At 56.1% G+C, this 16,627-nt stretch carries 13 protein-coding genes and 1 pseudogene; 11 read left to right on the forward strand and 3 right to left on the reverse strand.

The window, feature by feature from the left end; all coding sequences use genetic code 11:
• Positions 1–269: 269 nt before the first annotated feature.
• Positions 270–959, reverse strand: coding sequence for a ribonuclease HI (rnhA, locus tag NM10_RS08970; protein ID WP_020311261.1), 690 nt, complete (start codon positions 957–959; stop codon positions 270–272).
• Positions 960–1,107: 148 nt separating this feature from the next.
• Here rnhA and NM10_RS08975 point away from each other — a divergent pair, with 148 nt between their 5' ends.
• The 4 genes and pseudogenes from NM10_RS08975 to NM10_RS08985 all read left to right on the forward strand — a co-directional run bounded on the left by NM10_RS08975 (position 1,108) and on the right by NM10_RS08985 (position 4,072).
• Complete coding sequence (locus tag NM10_RS08975) at positions 1,108–1,929, forward strand: 4Fe-4S binding protein (RefSeq protein ID WP_020311262.1); 822 nt, start codon at positions 1,108–1,110, stop codon at positions 1,927–1,929.
• A 144-nt stretch (positions 1,930–2,073) separates the two neighbouring features.
• Positions 2,074–2,430 (forward strand): annotated as a pseudogene (locus tag NM10_RS15030) (alpha-hydroxy-acid oxidizing protein); the annotation flags it as partial.
• 146 nt (positions 2,431–2,576) lie between these two features.
• On the forward strand, positions 2,577–2,972 hold the full coding sequence (locus NM10_RS15035) for an alpha-hydroxy-acid oxidizing protein (RefSeq protein ID WP_256378977.1): 396 nt from the start codon (positions 2,577–2,579) through the stop codon (positions 2,970–2,972).
• Between the two features lie 98 nt (positions 2,973–3,070).
• A complete protein-coding gene (locus NM10_RS08985; protein ID WP_020311263.1) occupies positions 3,071–4,072 on the forward strand; it encodes a VirK/YbjX family protein in 1,002 nt (333 codons plus the stop codon).
• Between the two features lie 240 nt (positions 4,073–4,312).
• Here the strand turns inward: NM10_RS08985 and NM10_RS08990 are convergent, their stop codons facing one another.
• Both NM10_RS08990 and NM10_RS08995 read right to left on the reverse strand, forming a co-directional pair.
• Entirely contained in the window at positions 4,313–5,947 is a 1,635-nt protein-coding gene (locus tag NM10_RS08990; RefSeq protein ID WP_020311264.1) for an ABC transporter ATP-binding protein, read from the reverse strand.
• Positions 5,940–7,679 carry an ABC transporter ATP-binding protein gene (locus tag NM10_RS08995; RefSeq protein WP_020311265.1) on the reverse strand — a complete coding sequence of 580 codons (1,740 nt, stop codon included), beginning with the start codon at positions 7,677–7,679 and terminating at the stop codon, positions 5,940–5,942. Before NM10_RS08995 ends, NM10_RS08990 begins: the two co-directional genes overlap by 8 nt.
• 380 nt (positions 7,680–8,059) lie before the next feature.
• On the opposite strand from NM10_RS08995, the gene NM10_RS09000 reads away from it, so the two are divergent.
• From NM10_RS09000 to NM10_RS09030, 7 genes are all read left to right on the forward strand, one after another.
• Positions 8,060–8,515, forward strand: a complete 456-nt coding sequence (locus NM10_RS09000) for a CtsR family transcriptional regulator (RefSeq protein ID WP_020311266.1) — start codon at positions 8,060–8,062, stop codon at positions 8,513–8,515.
• Positions 8,516–8,538: 23 nt separating this feature from the next.
• The gene (locus tag NM10_RS09005) at positions 8,539–9,054 is read left to right on the forward strand and encodes a UvrB/UvrC motif-containing protein (protein WP_020311267.1); all 516 of its coding nucleotides are present in this window, start codon (positions 8,539–8,541) and stop codon (positions 9,052–9,054) included.
• 3 nt (positions 9,055–9,057) lie between these two features.
• The gene (locus tag NM10_RS09010) at positions 9,058–10,122 is read left to right on the forward strand and encodes an ATP--guanido phosphotransferase (RefSeq protein ID WP_020311268.1); all 1,065 of its coding nucleotides are present in this window, start codon (positions 9,058–9,060) and stop codon (positions 10,120–10,122) included.
• Positions 10,123–10,131: 9 nt separating this feature from the next.
• On the forward strand, positions 10,132–12,561 hold the full coding sequence (locus NM10_RS09015; RefSeq protein WP_275450464.1) for an ATP-dependent Clp protease ATP-binding subunit: 2,430 nt from the start codon (positions 10,132–10,134) through the stop codon (positions 12,559–12,561).
• Positions 12,562–12,570: 9 nt separating this feature from the next.
• Positions 12,571–13,950, forward strand: coding sequence for a DNA repair protein RadA (gene radA, locus NM10_RS09020; RefSeq protein ID WP_020311270.1), 1,380 nt, complete (start codon positions 12,571–12,573; stop codon positions 13,948–13,950).
• 477 nt (positions 13,951–14,427) lie between these two features.
• Positions 14,428–14,757, forward strand: coding sequence for a hypothetical protein (locus NM10_RS09025; RefSeq protein WP_020311271.1), 330 nt, complete (start codon positions 14,428–14,430; stop codon positions 14,755–14,757).
• A 236-nt stretch (positions 14,758–14,993) separates the two neighbouring features.
• Positions 14,994–16,274, forward strand: a complete 1,281-nt coding sequence (locus NM10_RS09030) for an AAA family ATPase (protein WP_147675866.1) — start codon at positions 14,994–14,996, stop codon at positions 16,272–16,274.
• Positions 16,275–16,627: the final 353 nt, after the last annotated feature.

Raw genomic sequence — 16,627 nt, forward strand, 5'->3', positions numbered from 1 at the left:
CATTTTAACCAGTGTACTTAGGCAATTCATCATCRGGAAGATTGACGTAAATAAGCAAGTATTCCTGATGAAACGGGCTTATCTGATTCACAACGATCCTCGTTTAGAAGGAAAATTAAAGCTTCAATAAGAAGAAATTTGTAAACGATGTGCTTGCATAAAGTGTAAAGGATGTCCTTGCACAAAATGTAAACGATGTTATTCTTGACACACGTGGCGCCCCTACAGTAAAAACGAATCACTAGCCACTCATAGCTAGTGATTCGTTTTTATTTATACTTTACGGCCTGGGCTTTGGCCAGCTGGTCGCAGCGCTCGTTGAGTTCGACGCCGACGTGGCCTTTGACCCAGTGGAAGGTGACGTCGTGGGCGGCGTAGAGCTTGTCCAGTTCGACCCAGTAAGCCTGGTTGAGGACGGGCTGGCCGTCGGCTTTCTTCCAGCCCCGGCGCTTCCAGCCGGCGACCCATTTGGTGATGCCGTTCTTGAGGTACTGGCTGTCTGTGTACAAGGCGACTTTCGTGCCTTCCGGTGCAAAGCGCAGGGCCATGATGGCTGCCAGGAGCTCCATGCGGTTGTTCGTCGTCGACGGATTGCCGTCGCATAGTTCCGTCACTTCGCCAGTAGCGACGTTGCAGGCGACGACGGCCCAGCCACCGGGGCCATCGGGGTTGCGCAGGCATGAGCCATCGGTATAGATGACGAAATCCTGTTCTTCGTCAGGCCGCAAGGGCTGGGACGGCGCCGCGGTCTTTGCCGTCTGGCGGGACTTTTTAGGAGCTCCTGTCCTTTTCGGCGCCGTCGTTTCTTCGCCATTGAGCCATTTCCAGGCTTCCGTCGCATCGGTGAAGCTCTTGAAGCGGGCTCCCGGGAAGCCGTCCACTTGTTTTTTGCAGTCTGCCCAGGACAGGAACAGACCGGTCGTGCGGCCGCGCCGTACGGCATATATTTTCTTTTGCATAGGACACCTCGTTTTTATAGTAAAATCATACTGTATTCTAACACAAAAGGGAAAAAGAAAACAGACGCGAACTATGACTTTCGCGCCTGTTTGGTATATAATATAAGCAAAAGATGCGGCCGGATTTTTTATAATCGAGGTGGTCTTTATGCATATCCAACACGTGTATGCCGTTTATTTCAGCCCCACTGGGAATACCAGGCGCATCGTCTGTCAAGGTGCTTCCGAAGCGGCGCGGCTCTTCCAGGTACCGTGCCGGGCTATTTCCCTGAACCTGCCGAAGGACCGGGAAATGGTGCATACTTTTTCAGCTGGTGACCTGGTCATCGTCGGTGGTTCAACGTATGCCGGGAAACTGCCCAATAAGATTTTGCCGACATATCAGGAAAAACTCATCGGCAAGGGCGCCCTGGCCCTGGCTGTCGTGACCTATGGCAACCGGTCTTTCGATAATTCCCTGGCCGAGCTCTGTGCGACACTCGACGGCAACGGCTTCCGTACCGTCGCAGCCGGGGCTTTCGTCGGGACCCATGCTTTTTCTGATGTCCTGGCCCCTGACCGGCCCGATAAGGAAGACCTGGCCCTCATGGTCCGCCTGACGGACATGGCCGTATCGAAAATCCGTCAGACCGATGGCATGGTACCGCGTCTCGTCGTCGATGGTGATGCCAGGGCTCCGTATTACGTCCCCAAAGGCGTCGACGGCCAGCCGGCCAAGTTCCTCAAAGCCAAGCCCAAGACAGACCTGGAAAAATGCGTATCCTGCGGCCTCTGCGCCCGCCAGTGTCCCATGGGCTCCATCGACCCGGACCAGCCGTCCGTCGTCAATGGCATCTGCATCAAGTGCCAGCGCTGCGTGCGCAACTGCCCGCATGGCGCCAAGTATTTCGACGACCCTGCCTTTTTATCCCATGTCAAGATGTTAGAGACGACCTATCAGGGCCGGGCTGACAATAAAATATTTATTTAGGAAGTGATTATCATGGATTTACAAGAAGTAAGGAACAAAGCACGCGAAAAAATGAAAGGCTGCCATGTCTGTCCCCTGTGCAACGGCAAAGCCTGCGTCGGCATGATTCCCGGTTTCGGCGGCCTGCGCACGGGACGGTCTTTCATGCGTAACGTCGAAGCGCTCCAGGAATACGGCCTGGTCATGCGCAGCATGTCTGGCGTCGACGACCCGGATACGGCTGTGACCCTTATGGGAAAACGGCTCAGTATGCCGGTACTCCTGGCGCCGGTCGGCGGCATCGTCCTCAATGCCCAGGTAGACGGCGACCCGGCGGAAGTAGAACAAGAGTATGACGAAGCCGTCACTCAGGCAGCCCTGGATGTGGGTACGCTGTGCTTTACCGGTGACAGCGGTGCTCCGTATATGTATTCATCCGGCATTGCATCTTGTAAGAAACGGCCGGGCATCGTCATCCCGACTATCAAGCCCCGCAGCAACGACCAGATCATCGAGAAAGCCCATCAGGCCGAAGAAGCCGGCGCTTTTGCCGTTGCCAGCGACATCGATGCGGCGACGCTGATTAACATGCGGATTTTCGGTCAGCCCGTAGGGCCAAGAGTGCCCGTGACATTGCCGAAGTCGTCCAGGCTATCAAACTGCCCTTCATCGTCAAAGGCGTCATGTCGGCCGAAGAAGCCGTCTCCTGTGCCGAAGCCGGTGCCCAAGGCATCGTCGTCAGCAACCACGGCGGCCGCGTCCTCGACGGCATGGCCGGTACGGCCGATGTCCTGCCTGATATCGCCGCAGCCGTCAAAGGGCGGATCACCATTTTCGTCGATGGCGGTATCCGTCACGGCGAAGACATCCTCAAGATGCTGGCCCTCGGCGCCGACGCCGTCCTCATCGGCAGACCGGCTGCCGTCGCTGCTGTCGGAGGTGGGGCCGAAGGGGTCAAACTCCTCCTGGATACGCTCAAACGCCAGCTCATGGATGCCATGATGATCACCGGCGTCCGCGATTTGTCCCATGTCCCGGCGAATATCGTGCGGAAGCTGGATTAGATAGAAGCTAGCCACTGGCCACGCATCCCACATTGACAGCCTGCTTGTCTTGCCCGTATAATAGTACTATTAGCTTTGTACTTGATAGGAGGTATTCCATGCACAGCATTTCCTATTTCTGGCACTTATCGCGCCTTATATACGGGCCCCGGAATTTCCAGGAAAACAAGCGGGCTGTCGTTTTTTTTGCCCGTGCCGTGTCCAACCGGGCTTTATTTGAAGAGCTCTACGATTTCTTTGACCATTATGAACCGATGAAGGGCTTCTTGGAGCAGCATGACCCGGATTTCCAGGAAGTCATGACCCGCGTCTTCTTGTTCAAGAATTCGACCATGCGCCAGCGTCTCGATGCCTTGAAACATCATTTCACTATCTTGCGGACTTTCTTTTCTGACGAGGTCATCCACGAACTCTACTGGGGGAACGGCTATACCCTGTGGACTTCGCCGGACGAATCGCTGCCCCTGGAAGCGCGGCTCATCTTCGATACGGGCCAGCGCAAGGAAGGCTTCTTGTCGCTCTACCTCTATCATGAAGGCCAGATGATCTATCATTTCAATTTTCGTTTCGATTACAATGTTGACGGGACGCCGTCCGTGTACATCGGCACCATCCAGGGCTCAAAGCACGGCCTGGAAACGACCAAGGTCCTGACCAAGAAGCTCTTTGGCTATCGGCCGAAGAATTTCATCCTCTATCTCATGCGCATCTTCGTCCAGACCTTGGGCATCCATGACATATATGTCATCACGGACGAAGGCTTCTATACCAACAGCCATATGCTGCGCGGCAACCGCTCGAAGAAGACCAATTTCAATGAATTCTGGATCGGCGAAGGAGCCGCACCGGATGGCAAGGAACCGTGGTATTACCACCTGCCTATCGAAGAAAGACGGCGCAAATACGGCGAAATCAAGTCGCAGAAGCGCAACCTTTTCCGCAAGCGCTATCTCCTCATGGACACCATCATCCCGCCGTACATCGCTGCCATCAAGGCCCTGTTCCGCCAGGGCTTCGACCCGGTACCGTCGGCCATCGACGAAGCATCCATTACGGACAAACCGGCTGATTACGACCCTATCGAAGCACCGGCGAAATAGTGAATGGTGATCCGTGGGAGGCTGTCGCACGAAGGCTTCTACCATCATGCGCGGCCCCGTTTACTTTATAGTTTGTAGTACAGAGTTTGTAGTTTGCAGAGAAAACCTTTAAATTTAAACCCATCCGCTAACCACTAACAACTAGCCACTAGCCACTTAAAAAGCGCTGTCTTCATGCGACAGCGCTTTCTTTTTTTTTTGCAATCAGCGGTCTGCGGATTGCGACAAACGACGAACGACCTACGCTTCTGTTTCTCCGATGACGACGCGGCGGCCGCCCTGGGCTTCGTAGAGGCGATGGGAGATGGAGAGGACCGTCCGGTCTTTGGCGGCGGCCTGCAGGGCCTGCAGGACCTGGCTTTCTGTCAGGGAATCGAGATTGGCCGTGATTTCATCGAACAAGAGAATCTGCGGGTTCATGACGACGGCCCGGGCGATGGACAGGAGCTGGCTCTGGCCGCGGGAAAAGAGTTCCGGCCGGAAGGGCGTGTCCAGTCCCTGGGGCAGGGCACAGCACGTATCCCACAGACCGACGAGGTGCAGGGCTTTTTCCATGGCGCCTGCTGTGACCCGCGGGTCCTTGAGGCTGATTTGGTCGGCGACGGTACCGCTGATGGCGTGGAACTGCTGCTCGACGTAGCCGAAGACCTGGCGCCGGACAGCAGGGGCCAGCCGGGACGGGTCGCAGCCAAAGATGCGGACCTGGCCTTCCCGGGGCTGGTAGAGGCCGAGGATGAGTTTGAAGAGGGTGCTCTTGCCGGCGCCGGTACGGCCGGTGATGGTGACCATTTCCCCGGCGGCGACGGTGAGCGAAAAGTGGCGGAAAATATCTTTTTCCCGGCCATAGCCAAAGGCGGCATCGTCGATGACCAGTGGTGCCGCTGCTGCGTCAGGGACTTCCGGTTCTTTTCGTTCCTGGATGGGTTCGGCAAAGAAGTCCTTCAGGCGGCCGATACCGGCGACGGCAGACTGGATGTTCTGGATTTCCATGCCGATGCTTTCTAAGGGCGAGAAGATGCGGCGCACATAGGCGATGAGGGCGACGACGCTGCCGACGGTCATGCCGAAGATTTCCTGCAGGGACGGACTGCTGACGGACAGGGCCATCATCAGGCAGATGATGACCGTGCAGCTGGTGATGATGATCGGCGAATAGATGGAGTCACAGAAATTGCTCCGTTCCATGGCGTCGAAACTGGCCCGGATCGTCCGGCCATAGCGCTGTCGCAGGTAGCGTTCCTGCTGGCACGTGTGAATCGTGCGGATATTATGGACCGTTTCCGGAATGAGTTCGTTCGTCCGGCCTACGGCGATGCGGTTGTCCCGCTGGGCCTGGAGCATGCGCTTCTGGAAATAGCGGGTCAGGATAAACAAGAGGGGCAGGCAGATACAGAGCAATATGCCCAGGCCCAGACTCAGGTGGAAGACGACGACGAGGATGCTGAGAATCGTGAAGGCATCGGCAATCATGCTGACGACGCCGGAATCGAAGAGGTTTTCCAGGGTATCGACGTCGTTGACGAAGAGCGATGTGACAGCGCCGGCTTCATGGCTGACGAAGTACGCCGCCGGCAATTCGTCGAGGCGCTGGCACATGGCTGAGCGCAGGCCGTGGGTGATTTTCTGGCCGAAGACGGTGATCAGCGTCTCCTTGAGGGCATCGACGAGGCCGCTGCCGGCATTGAGGGCAAAGTAGAGGATGCCTGCCGTCAGCAGGGGATAGGCGCTGAACGAGCCGCTGACCAGGCTGTCGACGATGTATTGCAGGATGAGGGGCGGCGTGACGCCCACGGCGATGGACGCGATGATGGCTGCGATGAGGATCACCAGGAGCAGGCCGTTCTTTTTCAGGGTCTGCCAGAAAATATTACGCATGGTGGGCACCTCCCTGGGCATGCTGCAGGTCATAGAGATTCCGGTAGGCCGGACAGGATGCATATAGAGCTTCGTGCGTGGCGACGACGCTGGTCCCGTCCCCGTTGAGCCAGATGACCTGGTCCAGATTGGGGAAGAGGCTCAGGCGGTGCGAGATGAGGAGGATGATGCGGTCGCTGTAATCCTGGCGCAGGCTGGTGAAAATCTTCCGTTCTGTCGCCATGTCGACGGCGGCAAAAGGGTCGTCGAGGATGAGGAGCGGCCGCGGATGGAACAGGGACCGGGCCAGGGCGATACGGGCCTGCTGGCCGCCGGACAAGCGCTGGCCGCTTTCGCCGATGGGCGTCTCTATCCCCATCGGAAAGGTAGCGCAGTCCTCATCCATGCAGACCTTTTTCAGGACCGGGGCGATGTCACCGGACAGGCCGAGGCGGATGTTCTCTTCGACGGTAGCCGCAAAGAGTTCCGCGTCGTGGCCGCAGTAGCCGACGATGCCGTCTGGCGCCGTGTGGCCGTTGCCCAGTTCCTTGGCGCCAAAGAAAATCTGGCCGCCGTGCGGGTTTTCACAGAGGAAGGCCTGGCCCAGCGTCGATTTGCCGCAGGCGACAGGCCCGGTGATGCCGATGATAGTACCGGGACGGGCCGAGAAGGAGAGGTCCTGGAAAATAGGGCCGTCACTGCCGGGATAGGTGAAGGACAGGTGGCGGACCGTCAGGGCTGCCGGGGCTGCCGGCGGTACGGGATCGGGCAGTTCCGTTGCCGCCTGGAGATGGGGCTGGATGCGCTGCCACGAAACCTGGGCTTTCTGGATGGCGTTGAACAATTTTGCCGCATGGGATGATTTCGTCGCCAGCTTGATGAAACAGGCCAGGTACGTCGAGAAAGCGGCGATATCCCAGCTTTCCCAACCCGTTCCCAGGACGTTGCGGCCGCCGAACCAGATGACCAGCATCGTGCCGATCATGGCGATGACTTTGTAAATCGGCTGGAGTGTATTTTCCCAGAGATTGGCCAGGATTATCTTCTTTTCATAGTCAGCCAGGTAGCCTTCATACCGCTGGTCCTGTATGGCTTCTTCGCCGTAGACGCGGTACGTCAGGGCGTTGCTGATGCGGTCCAGGGTCATGCCCGACAGGGCGCCGCTGCTTTCTTTGCTGCGGGCCGCCGTCACGGCGACCAGGCGGCGCAGGCTGTTGGCCAGGGCATAGGCGATGGGCGGGAAGACGAGGACGCACAGCGTCAGGCGCCAGTCGTACCAGACGAGCATGACCACATAGGCCGCCATGACGACGCCGGTATCGAAGATTTCCGTCGTGAACTTGCGCATCCCTTCGACGCAGGTGTCGATGTCGGAAATGACTTTGGTCATCAAGGCACCCGTATCGGCCTGCTCCATGTCCCGCTTCGGCGTCTGGACCAGGTGCTGGTAAAGCCGGTCTTTCATGGAAAGGCTGATGTTGTTGGCGAACTTCCGGACGTACAGGCGCTTGACATAGCGGGCGCCCTGGACGCCGAGGATGACCAGGGCGTAACAGAGACAGAGGGCGTACATATCCGCTGCCGTCCGGGTACCGCCGAAAATATCATAGAGGTATTGGGCCAGCTGCCCGTCGAACCAGGGGCCGGCAATCATGCCGACATTGTATAAGATACCGCTCAGCGTGACGATGAGCAGCAATTTCTTTTCATGGTAAAAATAATAACGGACCGAACCCGGGCCGAATCGTTTCAATGGGAACACCTCACATTTGATGATTATAGTTCATATATCATACACTATTATGGGCCTTTGTACAACAGGACGCAGGCAGGGTGCCGTTCATCGTTCGTCGTAGGACTATCGCATGAAGATTTCTGCCATCATGCAAGGTACCTTTCAATTTATAGTTTGTAGCATGGAGTTTGTAGAAAACCACTCACTAAAAACTACAAACTGCAAACTTAAAGCTCAAAAAGGCGTTGTTTTCATGTAACAGCGCCTTTTTTTCGAATGAGACTATTGCCTATATGATGGGAAATGGGGACAGGCCTCTTGCGTAAAGTCAAAAAGACGAATATAATAGAGTTGTATGAAAGTCAAAAAGGAAAATATATTTTTACGGGGTGATTATGATGAGTGTATTAGCGGATAAGATTGAACAATTCATTTTACATAAATTGTTAGAAGAAGACAATTCAGACATTGTATTGCGCCGTAATGAGCTGGCCGACGAACTGCAATGCGCTCCGTCCCAGATCAGCTACGTCCTGAGCACGCGTTTTTCCAACGACAAGGGCTATCTGGTCGAATCGCGGCGCGGGTCCGGTGGATTCGTCCGCATCATCAAGCTGACGCCGAAGAAGCAGGACCGCACGCCGGTCCTCCTGCACGAACGGCTGCCGGCCGTCAGCATTTCCATGGAAGACCTGGATGCCCTGCTGTACCAGCTCCTCAAGCGGCGCAGCCTGACCAACAACGAAGCGGTCATCCTACACTTGACTTTTGAATCCATCTATCGCCGCATCGACGATGAAGGGACGCGCCTGCTGGTCATCAGCGACATTTTGAAGAACCTCAATCTCCATTGAGTGATAGAAAGGACGTGAGGGCTATGTTATGTGATGCCTGTAAGAAAAGAGAGGCTGTTGTCCATATCGTCAAGATCGAGAACGGGCGGCGCACGGATTTGCACCTGTGTGCAGCCTGTGCCAAGAAACAGACCAATTTTTCTAATTTCAGAGATTTGAATATCATTGATAACGACTTTTTCCGCAAGATGGCCTACCCGGACTACCAGGGACGCAGCGGCGACGAACCGCGCTGTGCCAGCTGCGGTATGACCTACAGCGAATTCAACCGCCTCGGGAAGTTCGGCTGCCCCGACTGCTACGAAGCCTTCAAGGAAGAAATTCCGTCGCTCCTGCGCCGCATCCACGGCCACAGCAAGCACGTCGGCAAGGTGCCCAACCGCGGTACCGGCGTCTTCCGGACGGCGACACACGTCAAACGCCTGCACCAGCACCTGCAGAAACTGGTCCAGGAAGAACGCTATGAAGAAGCGGCGAAAGTCCGCGATGAGATCCGCGCCCTCCAGCGTCAGCTGCCGGATGGCGGAAAGGGGGAATAAGCCATGGTCCACGATATGCTCCAGCAGCCGCTCTGCCCCTGGCAGGACGGCACGGGAAACTTCAACGATATCGTCATCGACAGCCGCGTCCGCCTGGACCGGAACCTGAAGAAATACGTCTTTCCCGATAAGGCGTCGGATACGGAACTGGCCGCCGTCCTCGAAGAGGGCAAACGCCAGATTGGTACCCTCGATACCTTGGGCCATGGGCGCTATACCTTCATCGGCCTCGACGAATTGTCGCCGCTGGAACGGGAAATGCTGGCAGTGAAACATTTTTCCTCGGCCAGTCATATCGAACAGCCCAAGCACCGGGGCCTCCTGCTCCGTGAAGACGGGGCCGTGTCGATCATGATCAATGAAGAAGACCATTTCTGCATCCAGACGGCAGCACCTGGTTTCGACCTCCAGCGCGTCTGGGACCAGGCGGCCCAGGTCGACGATGCCCTGGAAAGCCACCTGGATTTCGCCTTCCGCGACGATTTCGGTTACCTCACGGCCAGTCCGTCCCTGACCGGTACGGGCCTGACCGTCGGCGTGACCATCCACGTCCCGGCCCTGATCCTCATGAAGCGGTTCAACCGCATCGTCCAGGGCATTACTAAATTCGGCTTCACCGTATCCGGGATGTACGGCGAACGCAATGAATGTATCGGCAACATCTTCCAGATCACCAATCAGATTACCCTGGGAGTGACCGAAACAGATATCCTCGACCAGCTGCGCAAAATCGTCACCCAGATTGTCCAGGAAGAACAGAATTGCCGCAGCCTGGTCTGGGACCACAATGAAAATACATTAAAAGATAAATGGCTGCGTACTTACGGCACCCTCAGCCGGGCATGGCTCCTGGCCGACCAGGAATCCCTGGCCCTGGCCAGCGACCTGCGTTTCGGCATCGACATGGGGGTCATCCCCGAAGGCCCTCTGGCTTATGAAGCCATCATGACCGTCGTCGAACCGGCTTATCTGCAGCTCAAGGCCGGGACCGAACTGAACGGGGAAGAGCTGGAACACCAGCGGGCTGAAGCCGTGCAGCAAGTACTCATTGCTTACCGGAGGAAGTGATTTCCCATGATGAACAATCGTCTCACCAATGACGCTAAAGCCGTCCTGCAGTATGCGCAGGAAGTGGCACAGAAATTCCACCATGATTACGTAGGGACCGAACATATCCTGCTCGGTCTCGTTCTCAATACAGACGGCATCGCCGGCCTGCTCCTCAACCAGCTGGGCCTGACGCCGGAAAACGTTACCCGTGCCATCGAACAGCATGTCGGCTGGGGCCAGGATTCGCCGACGAAGCTGCGCCTGACGCCGCGGACGAAGCGGGCTATGGAACTGGCCGTCCGTGAAGCCAACCGGCTGGAACAGAACTATGTCGGCACAGAACATATGCTGGCCGGCATCCTCGAAGAAGGGAGCGGCATGGCCGTCCAGATCCTGGAAGATATGGACATCGACTCGGACCTGGTCTCCCAGCGCCTGAGCGAGCTTATGAACGATCCGGCCGTCGAAGGCGGCGATGCCGTACCGTCCAAGAATGGCAGCGACTTGTCCCAGTTCGGCCGCGACCTTAATGAATGGGCCAAACAGGGGAAAATCGACCCGGTCATCGGCAGGGAAAAGGAAATCAGCCGCGTCATCCAGATCCTCAGCCGCCGGACCAAGAACAATCCGGTCCTCATCGGCGCCCCTGGCGTCGGCAAGACGGCCATCGCCGAAGGTCTGGCCCAGCGCATCATCACTGGCAATGTGCCCGACAGCCTGCTGGACAAGCGCATTTTCTCCCTCGATTTGGCCAGTATCGTTGCCGGTACCAAGTACCGTGGTGAATTTGAAGAACGGATCAAGCGCATCCTCGACACGATCGAAGAGGATGACTCGATCATCCTCTTCATCGACGAAATCCATCAGCTCATCGGAGCCGGTGCTGTCGAAGGCGCCATGGATGCGGCCAACATCCTCAAACCGGCCCTGGCCCGCGGCGATTTGCAGTGCATCGGCGCCACGACTATCGACGAATATAAGAAACACTTTGAAAAAGATGCCGCCCTGGCCCGCCGTTTCCAGCCCGTCCTGGTCGGCGAACCGACGGAAGACGATGCCATGGCTATCCTCTTCGGCCTGCGCGACCGCTACGAAGCCTTCCACAAGGCCCACATCACCGATGAAGCCGTAAAGGCTGCGGTCAAACTGTCGTCACGGTACATTTCCGACCGTTATCTGCCGGACAAGGCCATCGACGTCATGGACGAAGCGGCGGCCCGCGTCCGCATGAAGGTCTATGCGCCGTCCCATGAACTTCAGGACCTGGAACAGAAACTGGCCGACATCAATAAAGAAAAAGAAGCGGCCCTGGCTGGCGAAGACTTTGAAAAATGCGCGTCCCTCCGCGATGCCGGCAAGAAAGTATCGTCGGAAATCTCGGCCCTTCAGAAAGAAAAGAAGCAGCACGACGATGAAAAGCTCGTCGTTACGGAAAACGACATTGCCGACGTCGTATCCATGTGGACAGGCGTCCCGGTCCAACAGATTACGGAAACGGAATCGCAGCGCCTCCTCCATTTGGAAGCCGAACTGCACAAACGGGTCATCAGCCAGGACGATGCCGTCACGGCTGTGGCCAAAGCCGTCCGCCGGGCCCGCGCCGGCCTCAAGGATGCCAACCGGCCTATCGGTTCCTTCCTCTTCCTCGGCCCGTCCGGTGTCGGCAAGACCGAACTGGCCCGGACCCTGGCAGCCCAGCTCTTCGGCAGTGCTGACAACATGATACGCATCGACATGAGCGAATTCATGGAAAAATACAGCGTTTCCCGCCTGGTCGGCGCGCCTCCGGGCTACGTCGGCTATGAAGAAGGCGGCGAACTGACCGATGCCGTCCGGGAAAAGCCGTACAGCGTCATCCTCTTCGATGAAGTGGAAAAGGCCAGCAGCGACTTCTTCAACCTGCTCCTGCAGGTCCTCGACGAAGGCCGCCTGACCGATTCGAAAGGGCGGACTGTCGACTTCCGCAATACGGTCATCATCATGACCAGCAACCTCGGCGCATCGCATCTCAAGCCGTCGGGCCCGGTCATGGGCTTCTCGACGGGCGGCGACAGCGCCAAGGACCGGGAAGCATCTTTTGCAGTAGCCAAGAAGGAAATCATGGCCGATGTGAAACGCTTCTTCCGGCCGGAATTCCTCAACCGTATCGACGAAATCATCGTCTTCAAGCCGCTGGAACAGAAAGACCTGCGCCAGATCGTCGACATCCTGCTCAAGGACCTGACCAAGCGCCTCGGTGAAAAGGGTGTCGCCCTCGACTGGACAACGGCTGCCGACGACGTCCTGGTCGAGGAAGGGACGGACTTCGCCTATGGCGCCCGGCCGTTGAAGCGGGCTATCCAGAAGCTCGTCGAAGACCCGATTGCCGAAATGCTCCTCAGCAGCAGTGTCAAGGAAGGCAATACGATCCATGTCGACAGCCTGGACAAGAAGAAACTCGTCTTTACGACGGAGTAAGGAGCAGTCATGGCAAAGATAAAGACCCGTTACGTCTGCAGTAACTGCGGCAGCGTGTCCAGCCGCTGGCTCGGTCGCTGCCCGCAGTGCGGCGAATGGAATACCATGGTTGAAGAGACGGTCGCGCCGGAAGCGCCCAAAGCGGCACAGAGCATGGCTCGCAGCGGTCCGGCGTCGCAGGCGGCGTCCCTGGCGGATATCGCCATGGAAGACATGGCCCGCATGGAAACGGGCATTGGCGAACTGGACCGCGTCCTTGGCGGCGGCATCGTCCCAGGGGCGCTGATCCTGCTCAGCGGCGATCCGGGCATCGGCAAGTCGACGCTGGTCCTGCAGCTGGCCGCTGCCGTCTGTGACAAGAACGGCACCGTCCTCTACGGCTCTGGCGAAGAATCGGCGGGCCAGATCAAGATGCGCGCCCAGCGCCTGGGCATTTCCACGCCGGACTTGATCATCCAGGCCGATACATCCCTGGACCATATCCTCGACGAAGCCAAGAAGCGGCGGCCGGCCCTGCTGGTCGTCGATTCCATCCAGACCATGTACAGCCAGTCCGTCGAAGGGACGCCGGGCAGTCTGGCCCAGATACGCGAGAACACGAGCCGCCTCATGACCTTTGCCAAAAGCGAAGGCATCCCCATCGTCGTCATCGGCCACGTCACCAAGGACGGCGCCATTGCCGGGCCGCGCATGATGGAACACATGGTAGACGTGGTCCTCTACTTTGAAGGTGAACGGAACTACCAGTTCCGCATCCTGCGGGGCATCAAGAACCGCTTCGGCTCGACCAATGAATCGGGCCTGTTCACCATGACCAGCAGCGGCCTGTCGGAACTGGAGAACCCGTCTCAGCTGCTCTTGGCCGAACGGGCGGCCGACCAGGCCGGCTCAGCCGTAGCTGCCGTCCTGGATGGCATGCGGCCCATGCTTGGTGAAATCCAGGCCCTGACGGCCCATTCCGTCTTCGCCGTCCCGCGGCGGACGGCATCGGGCATGGACTATAACCGCCTGATCATCCTCCTGGCCGTCCTGGAAAAGCGCCTGGGCGTACCCCTGGGCAGCCAGGACGTCTACATCAACGTCGTCGGCGGCCTGCGCCTGACCGAAACGGCAGCCGACCTGCCCGTTGCCCTGGCCGTCTATTCCAGCCTGCGGGACATCTCCATGGACAGCCGGACCGTCGTCATGGGCGAAGTCGGCCTCACCGGCGATATCCGCCGCGTCCCCCAGGCCCTGCGCCGCGTCAAAGAAGCGGCCAAGATGGGCTTCAACGCCTTTATCCTGCCCAAAGGCAACCTGGAAGACATCGAAACAGACAAATTCCCGGACTGCCATTTCCTAGGCGTAGCCACCCTGCGCGAAGCCATCGAAAAGGCCTTCCGGAGATAACCTTATGCTACAAACTGCGAACTTAATACCCCGAAAGGCGCTGTCTTTATGCGACAGCGCCTTTTCGCTTGCCTTTTTTGAGTAAACCTGTTACGCTAATTTTAGTGGCTAGTGGCTAGTGGCTAGTGGCTAGTGGCTAGTGGCTAGTGCTCCCCTGATAGGGGATCTGTCAGCGCAGCTGACTGAGAGGTTTTCAAGGCAACCTCTCCGGCCTTACGGCCACCTCCCCTATTATGGGAGGCATAATCCGCATGGGCCGTCTCAAGCCATTCTGGCCCATCAGGTGCCGGCCGATGAAGGGCGCAAGACGGTTGTCAGAACGGACAGCTGTAGCTGGCGGCCCGCCTGACCCGTAGGGGCGCCCACGTTGGGTGGCTGTTTTCCGGCTCCCCTGATAGGGGAGCTGTCAGCGAAGCTGACTGAGAGGTTGATGGCTGGCTGTTAACGATCACTATAACCGGAAAGGAGTGTATCATCATGCGAAAATGGATTCAGTTAGCTTTACTGGTTCTCTGCTTTTTCTGTCTCAGTGGAGCCGCCCTGGCTGCCTCGGCTGTGACGCCGGACGGCTATTTCAACGGCATCCGTCTGGCCGGCAAAGTCCGCGTCGTCGATTCCTTCCCGGATATCCGCGTCCAGGTCGTCAGCGCCTTCCCGGACCTGCGCGTCCAGACTGTCGACTATTTCCCCGATGACATCGGCCAATGGCAGTTCGTCGATTACGGCGAAGACTTCACAGTCCAATTCGTCGATTCCTTCCCGGACATCCGCATCCAGTTCGTCAACAGTTTCCCGGGAGTCCCCTAACTTAGTGAAGAGGTTATCCCCATGAAAATACGCGCGTTACAGTTGGTAGGCCACAAAAATACACGGCCAGCGGCTTTGTGCGTAGGGACCGTCCCAAGCCTTTTTGGCCCGTCAGGTGCCGACCGACGGAAGGCGCAGGACGGTTGCCAAAACGGACAGCTGTGGCTGGGCGGCCCGCTGTGCTATTCGGCCACAGCCTATGCACGTATAATGACAGGTTTTTTATTAGAAAGCAGGTGACAAAAGTGATTTGCAAAATGCCTATAGGAATAGATGATTTTGGGAAAATCCGTAATAAAGATTTCTATTTTGTGGATAAGACAGCATTTATTCGCCAACTCATCGATAGCCCCCGGGAAGTCACTTTGATTACGCGGCCGCGCCGCTTTGGCAAGACGTTGACAATGAGTATGCTGGAATATTTCTTTTCCATTGAAAAAGAAAGCCAGAGCCGTCATTTATTCGACCATCTGGCCATTGAACAAGCCGGGCCCGAATATATGGCTCAGCGTGGCCAGTATCCTGTCATTTTCCTTACACTTAAAGATATCCAAAATCCGTCTTGGACGACATGGGAACGGATGCTTTCCTTTATACGGCTGTTTTTAGCACAAGTCTATGATAGATATCGCTACATCCGTGAAAAGGCAGATATCAATGAAGTCCAAGCCCGCCTTTTTGATCACGTCGTCCAAGGACAGGCGACAGAAGACGAATTGGCCTTATCTTTGACCAATTTGATGGCTATGGTACAGAGTTACTATGGCCGAAAAGTTATTCTCCTTATCGATGAATACGATGCACCGATTCAACAGGCTTGGGAAAGCGGATATTATACCGGTTGTATCGGTTTCATGCGCCAATTTTTGAGCAGCGCCTTGAAAACGAACAACACCTTGGAATTTGCTGTCCTGACGGGCATTACCCGCATCTCTAAAGAAAGCATTTTCAGTGGCCTGAATAATCTGGATGTCTGTTCTGTTTTGCGCGATCAGTACGCCGAGGTCTTCGGATTTACGGAAGCAGAAATACAAGAACTCTTAGAAACCGTACATCATGGGGAAAAGCTTCCAGAATTAAAAAAATGGTATGATGGCTATCACATTGGCTGCGCAGAAATCTATAATCCCTGGTCCGTCATCAATTATGTGGCCCATGACTGCCAAGCCAGGCCTTATTGGGTCCGGACATCGGGAAACAGCCTTTTACGTCATCTCCTTTCTCATACGGATGAGTTACGGATTCAGATGATACAAAATCTGCTGCATGGCAAAGCCGTTCGCGTCACCTTAGATGACAGCCTCATCTATTCTGAAATAGACCAGGACCCGGGAGCCCTGTTCAATCTCCTGTTGACGACGGGCTATTTGACTGTCGAAAAGGTCTTATCCCTTAGCGATGACCGTTATGCATTAAGGATACCGAATGAGGAAATCCGCAAACTATACAGCACAGAAATCATGAATTCCTTAGGAAAAAATGTGACCAAGAATACCTTTGATGACCTGTTCGATTGAGCTAACGAAGCCTTACGACAAATTGAAACCAGGAATACATCACAGAGTTTCAAACCAGGGGAATCCATAACGTATGGAAATACGGGATTGCTTTTTATCACAGTTTCGCCAGAAGACTCTCCTCTTAGGTAGGGGCATCAATGGTGATGGGGCTGTAACAAAATGAGTTTTTTTGCTCATTTTGTTGCAGCCTTCCTTCTTTCCCATAACTAACACAATAGCTGGCATTTTTCATTTTCGTGAAAAATGCCAGCTATCCTGTTTTTAGGCGTACTTTAATAAGCCTCGCTTGTTTTTCTTTTTTATGCAAGCTACTGTGTTGTTGTTTCTTTCTTTTTCTAAATAGTGTTGTT

It is taken from the genome of Megasphaera sp. NM10, assembly GCF_000417505.1.
Taxonomy (GTDB): Bacteria; Bacillota; Negativicutes; order Veillonellales; family Megasphaeraceae; genus Megasphaera; species Megasphaera intestinihominis.